General features: G+C 70.4%; 17 protein-coding genes. 8 read left to right on the top strand and 9 right to left on the bottom strand.

Annotated features, from left to right (window positions below):
- The first annotated feature begins 14 nt into the window (after positions 1-14).
- Positions 15-827 carry an exodeoxyribonuclease III gene (gene xth / locus GDR74_RS01460; protein WP_152584639.1) on the top strand — a complete coding sequence of 271 codons (813 nt, stop codon included), beginning with the start codon at positions 15-17 and terminating at the stop codon, positions 825-827.
- Positions 828-884: 57 nt separating this feature from the next.
- On the opposite strand, the gene GDR74_RS01455 is transcribed toward xth, so the two are convergent.
- Complete coding sequence (locus GDR74_RS01455; RefSeq protein WP_152584638.1) at positions 885-1,310, bottom strand: NUDIX hydrolase; 426 nt, start codon at positions 1,308-1,310, stop codon at positions 885-887.
- Positions 1,311-1,566: 256 nt separating this feature from the next.
- On the opposite strand from GDR74_RS01455, the gene GDR74_RS01450 reads away from it, so the two are divergent.
- A complete protein-coding gene (locus GDR74_RS01450) occupies positions 1,567-3,279 on the top strand; it encodes a methyl-accepting chemotaxis protein (RefSeq protein ID WP_152584637.1) in 1,713 nt (570 codons plus the stop codon).
- Between the two features lie 19 nt (positions 3,280-3,298).
- Here GDR74_RS01450 and GDR74_RS01445 read toward each other — a convergent pair whose 3' ends face one another.
- Together GDR74_RS01445 and GDR74_RS01440 are read right to left on the bottom strand one after the other, a co-directional pair.
- Entirely contained in the window at positions 3,299-3,790 is a 492-nt protein-coding gene (locus tag GDR74_RS01445) for a cyclic nucleotide-binding domain-containing protein (RefSeq protein ID WP_152584636.1), read from the bottom strand.
- A 2-nt stretch (positions 3,791-3,792) separates the two neighbouring features.
- A complete protein-coding gene (locus GDR74_RS01440; protein WP_152584635.1) occupies positions 3,793-4,479 on the bottom strand; it encodes a response regulator transcription factor in 687 nt (228 codons plus the stop codon).
- Positions 4,480-4,614: 135 nt separating this feature from the next.
- Between GDR74_RS01440 and GDR74_RS01435 the strand changes: the two genes are divergently transcribed.
- The 3 genes from GDR74_RS01435 to GDR74_RS01425 all read left to right on the top strand — a co-directional run bounded on the left by GDR74_RS01435 (position 4,615) and on the right by GDR74_RS01425 (position 5,991).
- The gene (locus tag GDR74_RS01435) at positions 4,615-5,148 is read left to right on the top strand and encodes a L,D-transpeptidase family protein (protein ID WP_152584634.1); all 534 of its coding nucleotides are present in this window, start codon (positions 4,615-4,617) and stop codon (positions 5,146-5,148) included.
- A gap of 94 nt (positions 5,149-5,242) precedes the next feature.
- Positions 5,243-5,440: a YqaE/Pmp3 family membrane protein gene (locus GDR74_RS01430; RefSeq protein WP_152584633.1), complete on the top strand. Its 198-nt coding sequence runs from the start codon at positions 5,243-5,245 to the stop codon at positions 5,438-5,440.
- A gap of 101 nt (positions 5,441-5,541) precedes the next feature.
- Complete coding sequence (locus GDR74_RS01425) at positions 5,542-5,991, top strand: host attachment protein (protein WP_152584632.1); 450 nt, start codon at positions 5,542-5,544, stop codon at positions 5,989-5,991.
- 25 nt (positions 5,992-6,016) lie between these two features.
- Here GDR74_RS01425 and GDR74_RS01420 read toward each other — a convergent pair whose 3' ends face one another.
- Both GDR74_RS01420 and GDR74_RS01415 read right to left on the bottom strand, forming a co-directional pair.
- Entirely contained in the window at positions 6,017-7,534 is a 1,518-nt protein-coding gene (locus GDR74_RS01420; protein ID WP_152584631.1) for an ABC-F family ATP-binding cassette domain-containing protein, read from the bottom strand.
- 385 nt (positions 7,535-7,919) lie between these two features.
- Positions 7,920-8,600: a YggS family pyridoxal phosphate-dependent enzyme gene (locus GDR74_RS01415; RefSeq protein ID WP_152584630.1), complete on the bottom strand. Its 681-nt coding sequence runs from the start codon at positions 8,598-8,600 to the stop codon at positions 7,920-7,922.
- A gap of 123 nt (positions 8,601-8,723) precedes the next feature.
- Between GDR74_RS01415 and leuS the strand changes: the two genes are divergently transcribed.
- From leuS to holA, 3 genes are read left to right on the top strand one after another with little or no spacing between them, the layout of a single operon-like run.
- Positions 8,724-11,345: a leucine--tRNA ligase gene (gene leuS, locus GDR74_RS01410; RefSeq protein WP_152584629.1), complete on the top strand. Its 2,622-nt coding sequence runs from the start codon at positions 8,724-8,726 to the stop codon at positions 11,343-11,345.
- On the top strand, positions 11,332-11,868 hold the full coding sequence (gene lptE, locus GDR74_RS01405) for an LPS assembly lipoprotein LptE (RefSeq protein WP_152584628.1): 537 nt from the start codon (positions 11,332-11,334) through the stop codon (positions 11,866-11,868). Before leuS ends, lptE begins: the two co-directional genes overlap by 14 nt.
- A gap of 5 nt (positions 11,869-11,873) precedes the next feature.
- Positions 11,874-12,893 (top strand): DNA polymerase III subunit delta, encoded by a 1,020-nt coding sequence (gene holA / locus GDR74_RS01400; RefSeq protein WP_152584627.1) that lies wholly within the window; start codon positions 11,874-11,876, stop codon positions 12,891-12,893.
- A gap of 169 nt (positions 12,894-13,062) precedes the next feature.
- Here the strand turns inward: holA and GDR74_RS01395 are convergent, their stop codons facing one another.
- Genes GDR74_RS01395 through mnmG form a run of 4 tightly spaced genes read right to left on the bottom strand, consistent with a single transcriptional unit; the run spans position 13,063 to position 17,327 of the window.
- Complete coding sequence (locus tag GDR74_RS01395) at positions 13,063-13,950, bottom strand: ParB/RepB/Spo0J family partition protein (RefSeq protein ID WP_152584626.1); 888 nt, start codon at positions 13,948-13,950, stop codon at positions 13,063-13,065.
- Positions 13,951-13,972: 22 nt separating this feature from the next.
- Entirely contained in the window at positions 13,973-14,812 is an 840-nt protein-coding gene (locus GDR74_RS01390; RefSeq protein WP_152584625.1) for a ParA family protein, read from the bottom strand.
- The gene (gene rsmG, locus GDR74_RS01385; protein ID WP_152584624.1) at positions 14,809-15,441 is read right to left on the bottom strand and encodes a 16S rRNA (guanine(527)-N(7))-methyltransferase RsmG; all 633 of its coding nucleotides are present in this window, start codon (positions 15,439-15,441) and stop codon (positions 14,809-14,811) included. Before rsmG ends, GDR74_RS01390 begins: the two co-directional genes overlap by 4 nt.
- Positions 15,438-17,327 (bottom strand): tRNA uridine-5-carboxymethylaminomethyl(34) synthesis enzyme MnmG, encoded by a 1,890-nt coding sequence (mnmG, locus tag GDR74_RS01380; protein ID WP_152584623.1) that lies wholly within the window; start codon positions 17,325-17,327, stop codon positions 15,438-15,440. The genes rsmG and mnmG overlap by 4 nt, the downstream gene beginning before the upstream one ends.
- Positions 17,328-17,361: the final 34 nt, after the last annotated feature.

Genomic DNA, 17,361 nt, shown 5'->3' with positions numbered 1-17,361 from the left:
AGGACGTTCGCGCCGTGAATCTCACCGTCTCCACCTGGAACATCAATTCCGTCCGCCTGCGGATCGACCATGTCCGCCGCTTCCTCGCGGAGCGCCGCCCCGACGTCCTGTGCCTGCAGGAGACCAAGTGCCCGGACGACAAGTTCCCCCTCAAGGAACTCCAGTCCTTCGGCTATCCCTTCGTCGTCCATGTGGGGCAGAAGGGCTACAACGGGGTCGCGATCCTCTCGCGCTACCCCTTCTCCCAGACCTCGACCATGGAGATGTGCGGCCGCCAGGACGCCCGGCACATCACCGTGACCCTCGCGGAGGCCAAGGCCGCCTCCGGCGTCACGATCCACAATTTCTACGTCCCGGCCGGCGGCGACATTCCGGATGCCGACCTCAACGAGAAGTTCCGCCACAAGCTCCAGTTCATGGAGGAGCTCAGGGCCTGGGGCGGCCGCTCGCGGCCCGCCTCCGCCCCGGCGATCCTGGTGGGCGACCTGAACGTGGCGCCCCTCGAGCACGACGTGTGGAGCCACAAGCAGCTCCTCGACGTGGTGAGCCACACGCCCATCGAGACCGAGGCCCTGGAGGAGCTGCGCCAGGAGGCGGGCTGGACCGACGCCATGCGGCACCTGCGGCCGGAGCCGGAAAAGATCTATTCCTGGTGGAGCTACCGCTCGCCCGACTGGGCCGCCGCCGACAAGGGCCGCCGCCTCGACCACATCTGGCTTTCCGGCGACCTCGCCGGCACCCTGCGCGGCATCGACGTGACGAAGGAAACCCGCGGCTGGGAGCGTCCTTCGGATCATGCTCCCGTCACGGCGGTGCTGGAACTCTGAAGGCCTCCCGGCCGACCCCGCGAAGCGGAGCGGGCGACGCGGACCGGCGCGGGCCGCTCAGCGGTCCGCCGTCTCTCTGCGCAGGAGGGGCAGCACGCCCTCGCGGGTGAGGGGCGCGAGCACGATGTCCGGCGGGGCCGAGGGGTCGATCCAGCGCATCTCCGCGATCTCGGCCGACACGGCGGGCCGTCCCTCGACGGCGGCGGCATAGAGCGCCGCCTCCACCAGGCGCCCCGCCTCGTTGGCCGCGGGAGCGGTGAGCGTCTCCAGGTAGCGCAGCGAACCCGGCCGGACCGCGCATCCGAGCTCCTCGCGGAGCTCCCGGGCGAGGGCCGCCGCGTCGTCCTCGCCGGGCTCGCGCTTGCCGCCGGGCTGCATGAAGGCCTGCGTGCCCTGCTTGCGGACGAGGAGGATCCGCCCGGCCGCGTCGCGGATCACGGCTGCGACGATGCGGATGGGGGCGTTCGCGCCGGCGACGGGCATGGAGGACTCCGGAGGCGGGACGGGACGCGTCTCCCTTAGAGCATTTTCCGGAGAAGGGGGATCCGGTTTTCGCCGACGCGGCCCTTCCGGGTCCGTCCGACATTGCGGCAAACCGAGGACCTCCGAGCGGAGCGCGATTCCATCGAAGCGCAAACCGCGGATGCCTTGCGGCATCACGGTTTCGGCTGCCTCCGTTCACCCATTCTTAAAGGCCTTCTGCGACGTGTGAGGCTACGTCTTACCTTAGGGAAATCCCGTGTCGTTCCTCGCCCGCCGCAAGCTGTCCCATCTCACGACGGCCGCCATGATCGCCTTCGTCGTCCTGACCGCTGCCGCCCTCTTCGCCGTGGTCGCCCTCCAGACCCGCGCCGACGTGAGGGCCAATGCCCTCGCGCAGCTTCAGGCCAATGTCCGCACCTTCGCCGGAATCCTCGAAGGATCGGTGGGCAGCCTTGCGACGCGGAAGGACGCGACGGGAGCGATCGTCGGCATCGTCGTCGACGACGACGCGGTCTTCTACAGCGACGCGCTGGTCGACCGCATCGCGGAGGCGACCCAGGCGCCGGCCACCCTCTTCGCCCGGGACAAGGCGAGCGGCGACTTCATCCGCCGCGCCACCAACCTGCGCAACCCCAACGGGGCGCGGGCCGTCGGCACGGCCATGGACCGCAGCGGCGCCGTCTTTCCCGTGGTCTCGGCGGGACGCGTCTACGTGGGCGAGGCCCGGGTGCTGGGCAAGGACTACCTCCTGATCAACCTCCCCGTCTTCGGCCGCAGCGGGCAGATCCTCGGCGTGCTCGGGACGGGCGTGGAGACGACCGACCTCGCCGCCGCGGCGGACCGGCTCATGTGGCGCATGGGCCTCGTCTCCCTCGCCGCCGTCCTCGTCCTGGCCCTGGCCGCGACGATGGCCGCCCGCGCCCTGTTCCGGCCGATCCCGACCCTGGCCGAGGCCATGACCCGCCTCGCCCATGGGGACACCTCCCGGGACATTCCCTATGCGGGCTGGCGCAACGAGGTCGGCGCCATGGCGCGCGCGGTGGAGATCTTCCGCGACAACGCGGCGGAGCGCCAGCGCCTGGCGCAGGAGCAGGCCGCCGAGAACGAGGCGAAGATGCACCGCGCCCTCAAGCTCGACGAGCTGACGCGCCAGTTCGAGGCCAATGTCTCCGCCCTCACGCGCAGCCTCGCCGCGGCGGCCTCGGAGATGGAGGCGACCGCCCAGACCATGACCGCGACGGCGGAACGGACCAACCGGGAATCGGTCAGCGTCGCCGCGGCGGCGGAGCAGACCTCCGGCAACGTGCAGACGGTGGCGGCGGCCACGGAGGAGATGTCGATCTCGATCCAGGAGATCGCGCGCCAGGTCACCCAGTCCTCGCGCATCTCGTCGGAGGCGGTGGAGAGCGCCAAGCGCACCAACGAGATCGTGCGCGCGCTGTCGAGCGGCGCGGAGCGGATCGGCGACGTGGTGACCCTGATCAACGACCTCGCCTCGCAGACCAACCTGCTCGCCCTCAACGCCACCATCGAGGCGGCCCGCGCGGGCGAGGCCGGCAAGGGCTTCGCGGTGGTCGCGGCCGAGGTGAAGAACCTGGCGACCCAGACCGCCAGGGCGACGGAGGAGATCGGCGCCCAGATCGCCCAGATCCAGGGCGCGACGCACGAGGCGGTGGGCGCGATCCAGGGCATCCGCTCGATCATCGACGAGATCTCCGCCATCTCCACCGGCATCGCCGCCGCCATGGAGGAGCAGGGGGCGACCACGAGCGAGATCTCCCGCAGCATCCAGGAGGCCGCCCGCGGCACCGGCCAGGTGACGGGCAGCATCGAGAGCGTGAAGGTGGGGGCGGGCGAGACCGGGGCCGCGGCGAGCCAGGTCCTGAGCGCGGCGCACGAGCTGGCCCGCTACGCGGAGCATCTCGGCCGCGAGGTGGAGACCTTCCTCTCCGACGTGAAGGCGGCCTGATGCCGGCAGGCAGGACGCGTCAGCCCTCGTCCCGCGCGGCCGGGCTCTCCTCGCCGTCGATGGCGACGAGCCGGCGGCGCACCCGCTCGAGCCCCTCCGTCAGGCGGACCAGGTCCAGCGCCAGCGCCTCGTGCATGGCCGCCGCCGCCGCCGGGAACTCCTCCAGCACGCGCCGCATCAGGCTGGGCGCGACCCGGATCACCGTGGAAGGCTCCCGGGCGATCGCCGTCGCCGGGCGCTCGATGCGGGCGAACAGGGCCGCCTGCCCGATGAGCGCGCCCGGTCCGGCGACGAACTCGGCCGCCGAGCCGTCCTCGCGGGCGTCCAGCGCGATGGCGCCGCGGCTCACCACGTAGCCTCCGTCCGACCGGTCGCCCTTGCGGAAGAGGGTGTCTCCCTCCCGCAGGTTCCGGGTCTCGGCCGCGAAGGCGACGAGGCGCAGGGCGTCCCGGTCGAGCAGGCTGAACAGCGGGGCGCCGGAGAGGACGGCGATGTCGTCGTCGAGCGCCATCGTCAGGGGATCAGCTTGTAGCCGCCGGGCTCGGTGACGAGGATGCGGGAGTTGGAGGGGTCGCTCTCGATCTTCTGGCGCAGCCGGTAGATGTGCGTCTCGAGGGTGTGGGTGGTGACGTTGGAATTGTAGCCCCAGACCTCCGCGAGCAGGGTGTCGCGGCCGACCACCGCCTGCCCGGCCCGGTAGAGGTAGCGCAGGATCGCGGTTTCCTTCTCGGTCAGCTTGAGCTTGGAGCCCTTCTCGTTGGTCAGGAGCTTCGAGCCCGGGCGGAAGGTGTAGGGGCCGATCTGGAACACCGCGTCCTCGCTGGCCTCGTACTGGCGCAGCTGCGCCCGGATGCGGGCCAGGAGCACGGCGAACTTGAAGGGCTTGACCACGTAGTCGTTGGCGCCCGCCTCCAGACCCATCACCGTGTCGGCGTCGGACCCTTGCGCGGTCAGCATGATGATCGGGCTGCGGAAGCCCTCCTGCCGCATGACCTTGACCGCCTCGCGCCCGTCCATGTCGGGCAGGCCCACATCCATGATGACGAGGTCGACGCGCCCGTTCTTGACCGCCTGCATGGCTTCCGCCGCGCTCGCGGCCGTGGCGACCTGGAACTCCTCGTACAGGCCGAGCTGCTCCACGAGCGCGTCGCGCAGGTCCTGATCGTCGTCGACCACGAGGAGACGGCTGGCATTCGACATTGCAAACCCTTCAGGCGAAGTGCGGGCGGCGGATCTCGTGCGGGAGGCAGGCCCGCTTCCGCGGATCGCGCGCCGCCCTTAGACTAGTCATTCCCGACTTGACAACAAGGGGCGCCCCCGTCCCTTCCACTGCCCATGAAGACCGCCTACGTCAATCTCGTCGTCGTTCGCCGCTCCCCCCTCGACCGCCGCCGCGGGCGCCTCGAGGCGGGCGCCCTCGTCCTGCCCTGCGCCCTCGGACGCACGGGGCCGCGGCGCGACAAGCGGGAGGGGGACGGCGCCTCGCCCATCGGCCGCTTTCCCCTGCTGCAGGGATTCTACCGCGCCGACCGCATGAACCGGCCCCGCACCGGCCTGAAGCTGCGCCCCCTTCGCCCGCAGGACGGCTGGTCGGACGACCCGCGGGACCGGCGCTACAACCGGCCGGTCCCCCTCCCCTGCCCGACCGGGCACGAGAAGATGTGGCGGGAGGACCACCTCTACGACATCGTCCTCGACATCGGCTGGAACCGGGGGCCGATCCGCCGCGGGCGGGGCAGCGCGATCTTCCTCCACCTCGCCCGTCCGGGCTTCGCGCCCACCGAAGGCTGCGTCGCCGTGGCGCCCCAGGCCGCCCGCCGCCTCCTGGAGCGGATCGGGCCGCGGACCCGGATCGCCATCCTCGGCTGAGGGGTGCGGGCATCGGCCTCCGGTACAGGCGCAAGCTTTGCAATCGGGCGCGGCGTGCCTATCTCAGGACGACCCAACGAAAGGCCGTCCGTCCATGCGCCTCCTCATCGCCCTGATCCTTCCCTGGCTGACCTTCTTCACGATCGGCCGGCCCTTCGCCGGGCTGATCTGCCTGATCCTCCAGGTCACGCTCATCGGCTGGCTTCCGGCGGCGATCTGGGCGGTCTACGCCCTCGGCCAGTACAACACCGACAGGAAGATCGCCGCCGCCCTGCGCCGGAACGGGCGCTGAGGCAGGGGCGTCCGGGTGCGACCCGAGCCCGCGTCTCCTTTTCCCCTCTGCGGGACTGACGCGTGATAAGCTCTTTCCCTAACGGAACGGAGCTCACTTCCATGACCGAGCGTCTCAAGCTGCCCCACGAGGGAATGGTGCTCGTCAGCGATGGGCGGAAGGCCCTGCTGCTGAGGAATGCCGGCAACGAGGTCGACTGGAACCTGACGGTGGACAGGGTCCTGGAGGCGCCGGACAACCCGTCCACCGCCGAACAGGGCACGGACAGGCCGGGGCGCGCCTTCGCGGCGGGCGGACAGCGCAGCGCCATGGGCGAGACCGATTGGCACGACCTTGCCGAGATCCGCTTCGCCGGCGACGTGGCGAAGGCGTTCGAGGAGGCCGCGGCCCGGGCCAAGGCCGTGATCGTCGCCGCGCCGCCGCGGACGCTGGCGGAGCTGCGCAAGCGGTTCTCCGCGCCCTTCAAGACCCGTATCGTGGCGGAGGTGGACAAGGACCTCACCCGCCATCCCGTATACGAGATCGAGAAGCGCCTGCGGGCCGGACGATAGCGCTTCGTCCGACCCGGCAGCGGCTCTATCCGGCCTGGATCCGGGCGTAGAACGCCTCGGGAGAGGCGACCTCCCGCACCCTCCTCCCTTCCACGGCGAGGAAGCGCGTGCCGACCGCCGCGACGAAGCGGCGGTCGTGCGACACCAGGATCCCGGTGGCGTCGGCCGCGAGGAGCTGCTCCTCCAAGGCCTCCCGCCCCGGGATGTCCAGGTGGTTCGTGGGCTCGTCGAGGAGGAAGAGGTTCGGCCGCGCGAGCCGCAGGGCCAGGAGTCCCAGCCGCGCCTTCTGGCCGGGGGAAAGGGTCCCGACGGGCCGCTGCTGCTGCGCGATGGAGAAGCCCGCCTCCGCCAGCAGCGCCGTGGTCTGCCGGTCGCCCTGCCGGAAGGCGGACAGGACGAAGCCGAACGGCGTCTCCCGCTCCGGGATCTGCGACAGGTCTTGGTCCATGTAGCCCAGGACGGCGCTCGGGCCGACGCGAATGTCGGAGCATGCGTCGGGATCCGACGCTGCACGATGAAGGAGGCGGACGAACTGCGACTTCCCGGCTCCGTTGCGTCCCAGCACGACGATGCGCTCGCCCTGGGCCACGTCGAGCTTCGGGACATGGAACAGCACCTCCCCGTCGGGCCTGTTCACGGTCAGGTTCCCGATGCGCAGCAGGACGCGCGCATGGGTCTCGCGGCTCGCGAGCCTCACCTCGCCCGGCCGGTCCCGGTGCAGGATTTTCAGCCTTTCCTCGAGCGCATCGGCACGCTTCCCGAGCTGCTTCGCCTTGGTCAGCGCAAGGTCGCTGCCGCTGTTGACGCCGACGTTGCGCAGCTCCCCCGCGTTCTGCCGCAGCCGCCCGATCTCGCGCCGGTCCTTCTCGTTGCGGTTGGCGAGGGCCGCATCCTGCGCGGCGAGCAGGATCCTTGCGCGGCCGTAGGGATGGGAAAAGACGACCGACGTGTCCGGCCGGAGGAACAGGGTCTTCGTCGTGCAGGCATCGAGGAAGCTCCTGTCGTGGCTCACGACCGCCACCGCCGCTCCGCCGGTACCCTCGCGGATCCAGCGCTCCAGCAGGAACAGCTTTTCGAGGTCGAGGTGGTTCGTGGGTTCGTCGAGGAGGAGCGCGTCGGGCTCCGCCACCCAGGCGCGGGCGATCAGGGCGAGCCGCTGCCAGCCGCCGCTGAGCGCGCGCAGGGCTTGGACGCGCATCGGCTCCGGCGCCCCGAATTCGTCGAGGACGATGTCGGCCCGCCAGCCGCTGCCGGCGCGATCCGCGGGATCGAGGCCGCTCAGGACGGCGTCCCGAAGCGAGAGGCCGAGAAGCTCCTCCGGCACGGCCTGGGGGACGAAGCCGATCCGCAGGCCGCGGGAGCGGACGACGTCCCCCTCCGTCGGCTCGGCGAGGCCGGCGAGGCAGCGCAGGAGCGTGGTCTTGCCGGACCCGTTGCCGGCGACGATCCCGAGGCGGTCGCCCCGGCCGACGGTGAGCGTGAGGTTGCGGAAGAGAGGATGGGGAGTGAGAACGGAAACGTTGCGGAGGCCGATGGAGCCCATGATCTGTCTCGACGGTCGGGCGCGGGCGCGTCGGCCCAGCGCGAAGGCGTGAACGAGGCGGGGCGCAGCCGGGGCCGCGGAGGCTCGGGCGCGCGAAAGCCGTTCGGAGCAGACCAGATCGAGAGAGGAGGACGGACGCCTTCGGGTTCGTGTCCGGCGGGATGCCGGGAGGGGTCGTCGCGTCAGATCCGTGCCGTGGTCCGCCCTGCAACGAGCTGCTGCAGGGCCTGCCAGGGGCCGAACATGCGTAGATGCATCGCTTCACACATGCAGCCCTCCTTCGGTTGGTGTGGCGGATCTAAGGGAACCTTAGCGGGAGACCGGGGAACGGGCAAGCTGGCTCTCCATGCCGGCGGAAAGCCCGTCCCGGCATGCCCGAAAATATTCAAGCCTTGCGCGGCCTCGCCCCGAAGATCGCGCTGCCCACCCGCACATGGGTGGCGCCCATCTGGATCGCCGCGTCGTAGTCGGCGCTCATGCCCATGGAGAGCGTCGCGAGGCCGTGCCGGGCCGCGATCCTGCGGAGCAGGGCGAAGTGCGGCGAGGGCGGCTCGTCCGCCGGGGGGATGCACATGAGGCCCTCGACGATCAGCCCCCAGCGGGTGCGGCAGGCCTCGATGAAGGCGTCCGCCTCGGCCGGCATCACCCCGCCCTTCTGCGGCTCCTCGCCGGTGTTGACCTGGACCAGGAGGCGCGGGGCCCGGCCCTGCCGGGCGATCTCCTTGGCCAGGGCCTCGGCGAGCGAGGGCCGGTCGAGGGTGTGGATCGCGTCGAAGAGCTGCACGGCTTCCTTCGCCTTGTTGGACTGGAGCGGGCCGATGAGGTGGAGCTCCACGCCGGGATAGCGCTCGCGCAGGGCGGGCCACTTGGCCTTGGCCTCCTGCACGTAGTTCTCGCCGAAGACCCGCTGGCCGGCGGCGAGCACCGGCTCGACGGCCTCCGCCGGGAAGGTCTTGGAGACGGCGACGAGGGTGACGGAGGCGGGATCGCGCCCGTAATCGGCGGCGGCCCGGGCGATGCCGGCGCGGACCTGCCCGAGGCCTTCGACGGGGTTGGTGTCGCTCATATGATTCCTCTGCACGCCATTCTCGCGCGCGAAGCCGTTGACCGCGCGGGTGAGCTGTGTCCTAGTCCGCGCCAGCCCTGCGGCGCAAGCCGCGTCTTTCATTCATGACGGTGTGACGAGGAAATGAGGCCCGAGCGCTACAACGCCAAGGAAGCCGAGCCGAAATGGCGGAAGGTCTGGAACGACCGCGACCTGTTCAGGACCCGCAACGACGATCCGCGGCCGAAATACTACGTGCTCGAGATGTTCCCCTACCCGTCCGGGCGCATCCACATGGGCCACGTGCGCAACTACACCATGGGCGACGTGGTGGCCCGCTACAAGCGCGCCAAGGGCTTCAACGTGCTCCATCCCATGGGCTGGGACGCCTTCGGCATGCCGGCGGAGAACGCAGCCATGCAGAACAAGGTCCACCCCAAGGACTGGACCTACGCCAACATCGCCACCATGCGCGGTCAGCTGCAGTCCATGGGCCTGTCGCTGGACTGGAGCCGCGAGATCGCGACCTGCGACCCGAGCTACTACAAGCACCAGCAGCGCATGTTCCTGGACTTCCTGGAGGCGGGCCTGGTGGACCGCAAGACGGCGAAGGTGAACTGGGATCCGGTGGACCAGACGGTGCTCGCCAACGAGCAGGTGATCGACGGGCGCGGCTGGCGCTCCGGCGCCCTGGTGGAGCAGCGCGAGCTGACCCAGTGGTTCCTGAAGATCACCGCCTTCGCCGAGGACCTGAACGACAAGCTCGACACCCTGGACCGCTGGCCCGAGAAGGTCCGCCTGATGCAGCGCAACTGGATCGGCCGCTCGGAGGGCCTGCTGATCCGCTTCGCCCTGCGTCCCGACACGGCACCCGACGGCGAGACCGAACTCGAGATCTACACCACCCGGCCGGACACCCTGTTCGGGGCGAAGTTCATGGCCGTCGCCCCCGACCACCCGCTGGCGAGGGCCGCCGCGGAGAAGAACCCCGAGCTTGCCGCCTTCATCGAGGAATGCCGCCGCGTCGGCACGGCTCAGGAGGCCATCGAGAAGGCGGAGAAGCTGGGCTTCGACACGGGCATCCGCGCGGTCCATCCCTTCGATCCCGACTGGACGCTGCCGGTCTACGTGGCGAACTTCATCCTGATGGAATACGGCACGGGCGCCATCTTCGGCTGCCCGGCGCACGACCAGCGCGACCTGGACTTCGTCAACCGCTACGGCCTCGGCAACACGCCGGTGGTCTGCCCGCCGGGCACGGACCCGGAGAGCTTCGCGATCACCGACACCGCCTATGACGGCGAGGGCCGGATGATCAACTCCCGCTTCCTCGACGGCATGACCATCGCGGAGGCGAAGGAGGAGGTCGCCCGCCGCCTGGAGCGGGAGACCCGCGACAACCGTCCCGTCGCCGAGCGCAAGGTGAACTTCCGCCTGCGCGACTGGGGCATCTCGCGCCAGCGCTACTGGGGCTGCCCGATCCCGGTCGTCCACTGCGAGTCCTGCGGCATCGTTCCCGTGCCGCGGGAGCAGCTGCCCGTGACCCTGCCGGAGGACGTGTCCTTCGACGTGCCGGGCAACCCCCTCGACCGGCATCCCACCTGGAAGCACGTGGACTGCCCGAAATGCGGGGGCAAGGCCCGCCGCGAGACGGACACCATGGACACCTTCGTGGACTCGTCCTGGTACTTCGCGCGCTTCACCGACCCGACCCTCGCGGACGAGCCGACGGACAAGGCGGTCGTCGACCGCTGGCTGCCGGTGGACCAGTACATCGGCGGCATCGAGCACGCGATCCTGCACCTGCTCTATTCGCGCTTCTTCACCCGCGCCATGACGCGGACCGGCCATGCGGGCCTCGACGAGCCCTTCGCCGGCCTGTTCACGCAGGGCATGGTGGTGCACGAGACCTACCGGGATGCGAGCGGCGCCTGGGTGCAGCCCAGCGAGGTGCGCATCGAGAGCGAAGGCGGCACCCGCCGGGCCTTCCACGTGCGCACGGGCGAGCCCGTGGAGATCGGCTCCATCGAGAAGATGTCGAAGTCGAAGAAGAACACGGTGGACCCGGACGAGATCATCGCCTCCTACGGCGCCGACACGGCCCGCTGGTTCATGCTCTCCGACTCGCCGCCCGAGCGCGACGTGATCTGGACCGAGGAGGGCGTGCAGGGCGCGGCCCGCTTCGTCCAGCGGGTCTGGCGCCTCGTGGGCGAGCTGGCCGACCGGGCGGGAGCGGGCGACGGCGCGGCGGCGCAGGGACCCGTCGGGCTTGCCGTGCGCAAGGCGGCGCACAAGGCGCTCGCCGCGGTCGAGGAGGACGTGGAGCGCCTGCGGTTCAACCGCTGCGTCGCCCATCTCTACGAGCTCGCCAACGCCCTGCAGGACCTCCTGAACCGGGCGAAGGACGCCGACGAGTCGGGCCTGCCCGGGGCGTTCCGGGAGGCGGCGCGGATCTTCGTGCAGATGCTCGCGCCCATGATGCCGCACCTGGCGGAGGAGTGCTGGGAGGCGCTGGGCGAGACCGGGCTGGCGGCGGAGGCCCCGTGGCCGATCCTCGACCGTTCCCTGCTGGTGGAGGATTCGATCACCCTGCCCGTCCAGGTCAACGGCAGGAAGCGCGCCGACGTGACGGTGGCGCGGGATGCGGACCAGGCCGCCATCGAGGCCGCCGTGCTCTCGCTCGAAGCGGTGCAACGGGCTATGGAAGGACGGTCCGTCCGCAAGATCATCGTCGTCCCACAGAGGATCGTGAATGTCGTCGCTTAACCTCAAGGGCCTCGCCCGTCTCGTCGTGGTGGCCGGCCTTTCGCTCGGCCTGTCCGCCTGCTTCCGGCCGCTCTACGGGCCGACCGCCTCGGGCGAGTCGCTCCAGACCGTGCTGGCCTCCATCGAGGTGCCGGAGCTGAAATGGGCCGACGCCCAGGCGCGGGTCGGGCACTACATCCGCAGCGAGGTGATCTATGCCCTGAACGGCTCGGGCGCGGAGGTGCCGAAGCGCTACGTGCTCTCGCTCTCCCTCGGCCAGACGCTCCAGAGCCCCATCGTCGACACGGTGACGGGACGGGCCCAGACCACCACCATCGTCGGCACCCTGACCTACACGCTCACCACCAGGGACGGCTCCAAGACCGTCGCGACCGGAACCGTCACGTCCTACGCCACCTACGAGCGCTTTCAGCAGCGCTTCGCCACGGTGCGCGCGGCCCGCGACGCGGAGATCAGGCTCGCGAAGGCCCTGGCCGAGCAGCTCCGCACCCGGCTGGCGATGGAGCTGGCCACGGCCGGCTGACGGCCATGGTGGCGGTCAAGGCCGGAGACGTGGACGGGGTGCTGCGGCGCCCCCATCCGGGCATCGGCGTCTTCCTGCTCTACGGGCCCGACACGGGCCTCGTGAACGAGCGCGCCCGCGCCGTCGCGGAGCGTTCCGTGGACGATCCCTCCGATCCGTTCCAGCTCATCCGCATCGACGGGGACGACATCGCCGCCGATCCCGCCCGGCTCGCGGACGAAGCCTTGACCATCGGCCTGTTCGGCGGCCGCCGGGCGATCTGGGTCAAGGCGACCTCGCGCAACATCGCCCCGGCCGTGGAGATGGTCCTCAAGGGCCGGCTCCAGGACACGGCAATCGTCATCGAGGGCGGCGATCTCGCCAAATCCGCGCCCCTGCGGGTCCTGTGCGAGCGGGCGCAGAACGCCCTCGCCCTGCCCTGCTACGCGGATACGGGCCGGGACCTGGGCGCGGTGGTGGACGAGACCCTGAAGAGCGGCGGCTTCGCCATCTCCCGCGAGGCGCGCGCCGCCCTCCTCGCGAGCCTCGGCGGCGACCGCCTCGCCACCCGGGGCGAGCTGGCGAAGCTCATGCTCTACGCCCACGGCCGCCGGGAGATCACCCTCGACGACGTCGACGCGGTGCTCAGCGACGTATCGAGCCTCGCCATGGACGCGGTGGTCGACGCGGCCTTCGCCGGCCAGGGAACGGAGCTGGAGACCGGCGCGCGCCGCCTCGCCGCGGAAGGCGTTGCCGCCTCCACCGTGCTCGGCGCCGCCCTGCGCCACGCCCTGATGCTCCTGCCCGCGCGGCTCGCCGTCGAGGAGGGAAAGCCGGCCGGCGCCGTGGTGGAGGGCATGCGCAGCCTGCATTTCCGGCGCAAGCCCCTCGTCGAGCGGCACCTGCAGCGCTGGAGCTCCGAGACCCTGAGGCAGGCCATCGCCCTGATCCAGGCGAGCCTGCTCGACACCCGCCGCCTGTCCGACCTCGATCACGTGGTGGCCGCCCGGACCCTGCTCGACATCGCCCGCACCGCGCGGCGGTAGGTTTCCCGTTCAGGAATCGTCACCGATCCTTCGAGGCGGACGGCTCCGCAACCTCGTCAGGATGAGGCAGAGCATCGGACGAGAACGCGAACTCACGTCCGATGCCCCAGGCTTCCGATGTCGAGCATCGTTTCGCGCAGAACCGGTTCCCGCTTTTGCGCTCGATGCTTTAACCTGCGGGATTCAACCGCCGGCACAGGCCGTCGAGCTGCTCCAGGGTCTTGTAGCGGATGCGCAGCTCGCCCCCCTGCCCCCTGTGGTCGATGGAGACAGCGAGGCCGAGGACGTCCTCGAGCGCCTTTTCGAGGGCGCGGGTGTCCGGGTCCTTCTCCGCCTTGAACTTCACGGACTTGGTTTCGAGCTTCGGCGTCGCCTCGGCCTGGTCGGCCTGGGCGATCTCCTCCACCTGGCGCACGCTGAGCCCCTGGTCGAGGATGCGCTTCGCCACGGCGACCGGATCCTTCACCGACAGCAGGGCGCGGCCGTGACCGGCGGTGATCTGGCGGTTGACGAGGAGCGTCTTCACCGGCTCGGGCAGGTCGCTCAGGCGCATCATGTTGGCGATGTGGCTGCGGCTCTTGCCGATCACCTTGGAAAGCTTCTCCTGGGTGTAGGAGAACTCGGCCATGAGGCGGGAATAGCCCTGCGCCTCCTCGATGGGGTTGAGGTCGGCGCGCTGGACGTTTTCGAGGATCGCGTATTCGAGGGAGGTCTTGTCGTCGATGTCGACGACGACCACCGGCACCTCGTGCAGCCCGGCGGCCTGGGCCGCCCGCCAGCGCCGCTCGCCGGCGACGATCTCGTAGGCATCCGGCGTCTTCGGCACGGGCCGGACCACGATGGGCTGGATGATGCCCCGGTCCTTGATGGACTGGGACAGCTCCTGCAGCTCGCCGTCGGCGAAATGCTTGCGCGGATTGCGCGGGTTGGGCCGCAGGAAGGCGACGGGCACCTTGCGCTGGCCGCGGCCCCGCTCGACGACCCCGATCTCGTCGCCCACCTCGCCGATCAGGGCGGCGAGCCCCCTTCCCAGGCGCGGCTTTGCTTCTTCTGCCATGGAGACCCTCGCTGGTGCTCGTTCATGCGGCGCGCAGGGCGCGCTCCCGCTGGATGATTTCGGATGCCAGGCGCAGATAGGCCTGCGACCCGGCGCATTTGAGATCGTAGAGCAGCACGGGCTTGCCGTGGGACGGCGCCTCCGACACCCGCACGTTGCGCGGGATCATGGTCTCGTAGACCTTGCTGCCCATGAACTGTCGCACGTCGGCCACCACCTGCCCCGACAGGTTGTTGCGCGGGTCGAACATGGTGAGGACGACGCCGTGGATCGTCAGCTGCGGATTGAGGGCCGAGCGGACCTGCTCGACCGTCTTCAGCAACTGGCTGAGACCCTCCAGAGCGAAGAATTCGCACTGCAGGGGCACCAGGACGGCGTCCGCCGCGGTCAAGGCGTTGATGGTCAAGAGATTCAGCGAAGGCGGGCAGTCGATCAGAATATAGGTAAAAGGATCGCTTACCTCGGCGCCCGTCAGATGCGCGATGGCGTTCCTCAGGCGATGGGCCCGGTCGCGCTCGCTGGCGATCTCCAGCTCGATCCCGAGCAGGTCGAGGGTCGAGGGCGCCACGAACAGGCGCGGCACCACGGTCTCGGTGATGGCCCGGTCCAGGGTCTCTTCGCCGGCCAGCACATGATAGGTCGAGACGCTGCGGCTCTTGCGGTCGATCCCGAGGCCCGTCGAGGCGTTGCCCTGCGGGTCGAGGTCGATGATCAGCACCTTCTCGCCGATGGCGGCCAGGGCGGTGCCGAGATTGATGGCCGTCGTCGTCTTGCCCACGCCGCCCTTCTGGTTGGCGAGGACCAGAACGCGCGGCTTGGCCGGTCGCGTCCCTGGTTCGGATCCGCTGCGGTCGCTTGTCATGACAGGCTCTCGATGGAGGATATGCGAAGGATCCTGGCCTCGGAATCGGTTCGGCTGGGCAGGACCTCCACAGCGAACTTCCATGATTTCCGGGCCTCGGTCAATTCGGCCTCCGCGTCCCGTCCCTTCGGGAAGAGGCCGATTGTCCCCGCTTTCAACAAAGGGGCGGTCCAGCCGAGGAGGGTCGCGAGGGGCGCCAGGGCGCGGGCCGAGACCACGTCGGCCTTGCCGACGAAATCCGGCACGACGGTTTCCAGCCGCGCCTCGTGCACCACGGCCTTGGCCCCGGTGAGGCGGGCGATGTGCCGGAGGAAGGCGCATTTGCGCGAATTGCTCTCGACGAGGTGGACCTCGAGCCCCCGCTCCTGCCCGGCGATGGCCAGGACGAGTCCGGGGAAGCCGGCGCCGGACCCCAGGTCGAGCCACAGGCGCGCCTCGGGGGCACAGGCGAGGAGTTGCAGGGAGTCGAGGATGTGCCGCTCCCAGATCCGGTCGAGGGTGCCCGGGCCGACCAGGTTCTTGATCGCCTGCCAGCGCCTGAGTTCGCTTTCGAGGAGCGCGAGCTTCTCGGATGTTTCACGTGAAACATCGAAGGGCGCGAGGCGGGGCTGAACGTCCTGGCCGGTCATCGTTGCAGTCCCGAATCGGTGTCGCGCGGCGCGGCCTCGGAGCGCTTGCGGGCGTGGGCGGCGAGCAGGGTCAGGGCCGCCGGGGTCACCCCCTCGATCCGCGCCGCCTGCCCGAGGGTGCGGGGACGGACTCTCGTCAGCTTCGCCTTGATCTCGTTGGACAGGCCCGACAGGGCCTGGAAGTCGAGGTCCTCGTCCAGCACGATGGCCTCGTCCCGCCGATAGGCGGCGATGTCGGCCTTCTGCCGGTCGAGATAGACCGCATAGGTCGCATCGGTCTCGATCCGCTCGCGGATCGTCTCCGGAATGGCGGAAAGCTCCGGCCACAGCGCCACGAGCTCCGGCCAGCCGATGAGGGGATAGGACAGGAGCTGATAGGCGCTGCGCCGGATGCCGTCCTGGTTCAGCTCCAGGCCCCGGCGAGCCGCCTCGACGGGCGTGATGGTGAGGGCGCGCAGCATCGCCTCCGCCTGACGGAGCCGGTCCCGGCTGCGGGCGAAATGCGCCGCCCGGGCGCTGCCGACGCAGCCGAGCGCAAGGCCCTTCCCCGTCAGGCGCTCGTCCGCATTGTCGATGCGCAGGCTCAGGCGATACTCCGAGCGGGAGGTGAACATGCGGTAGGGCTCGCTGACGCCCCGGGTCACGAGGTCGTCCACGAGCACGCCGATATAGGATTCCGCCCGGTCGAAGGTGACCGTCTCCTGCCCGGCCGCCCGCCGCGCCGCGTTGATGCCCGCGACCAGCCCCTGCGCCGCCGCCTCCTCGTAGCCGGTCGTGCCGTTGATCTGCCCGGCCAGGAACAGCCCCGGCACCGCCTTGGTCTCCAGGCTCGCAGCGAGGCTGCGCGGGTCCACGTAGTCGTACTCGATGGCATAGCCCGGCTGGAGCATCCGCGCCCGCTCGAGGCCGGGGATCAGGGCGAGAAGCTCCCGCTGCACCTCCTCCGGGAGGGAGGTGGAGATCCCGTTGGGATAGACCGTGATGTCGTCGAGCCCCTCCGGCTCCAGGAAGATCTGGTGCCCGTCCCGGTCGCCGAAGCGCACCACCTTGTCCTCGATGGACGGGCAGTAGCGCGGGCCGACGCTCTGGATGTCGCCGGAATACATCGGCGCCCGGTGCAGGTTGGCGCGGATGAGCGCATGGCCCGCCGCCGTGGTCCGAGTGATGCCGCACTCGATCTGCGGCACGTCGATCCGCTCCGTGAGGGCGGAGAACGGCACCGGCACGTCGTCCGCCGCCTGCTTGTCCAGGGAGGTCCAGTCGATGGTGCGGCCGTCGAGCCGCGGCGGCGTGCCGGTCTTCAGGCGGCCGAGGGCGAAGCCGAGACGGCGGAAGGTACCGGACAGCCCGAGGGAGGGCCGCTCGCCCATGCGCCCGGCCGGGATCTTGCGCTCGCCGATATGGATGAGGCCGGACAGGAAGGTGCCGGTGGTGAGAACCACCGCGCCGGCCGGCAGCGCGCGCCCGTCGGCCAGCACCACGCCGGCGGCCCGGCCCGCGACGAGGCGGAGGTCGTCCACCTCCCCTTCCACAAGGGCGAGGTTCGGCGTCGCCAGCAGCTCCGCCTGCATGGCCCGCGCATAGAGCTTGCGGTCCGCCTGGGTGCGCGGGCCCCGCACCGCGGGCCCCTTGCGCCGGTTGAGGAGGCGGAACTGGATTCCGGCCTTGTCGGCGATCCGTCCCATCACCCCGTCGAGGGCATCGATCTCCCGGACCAGATGCCCCTTGCCGAGGCCGCCGATGGCCGGATTGCAGGACATGGCACCGACGGTCGCGATCCTGTGGGTGACGAGGGCGGTGGACGCGCCCATGCGCGCGGCCGCGGCCGCAGCCTCGGCTCCGGCATGGCCCCCTCCGACGACGATCACATCGAAATGTCGTGTCATGTCCTCACTCCAGCGCTGGCCTTAGGCGGTTCGG

This window comes from Microvirga thermotolerans (assembly GCF_009363855.1).
In the GTDB taxonomy this organism is placed as follows: domain Bacteria; phylum Pseudomonadota; class Alphaproteobacteria; order Rhizobiales; family Beijerinckiaceae; genus Microvirga; species Microvirga thermotolerans.
Note: the sequence above shows the minus strand (reverse complement) of the source record. Positions and strands in the feature narration are given on the sequence as shown.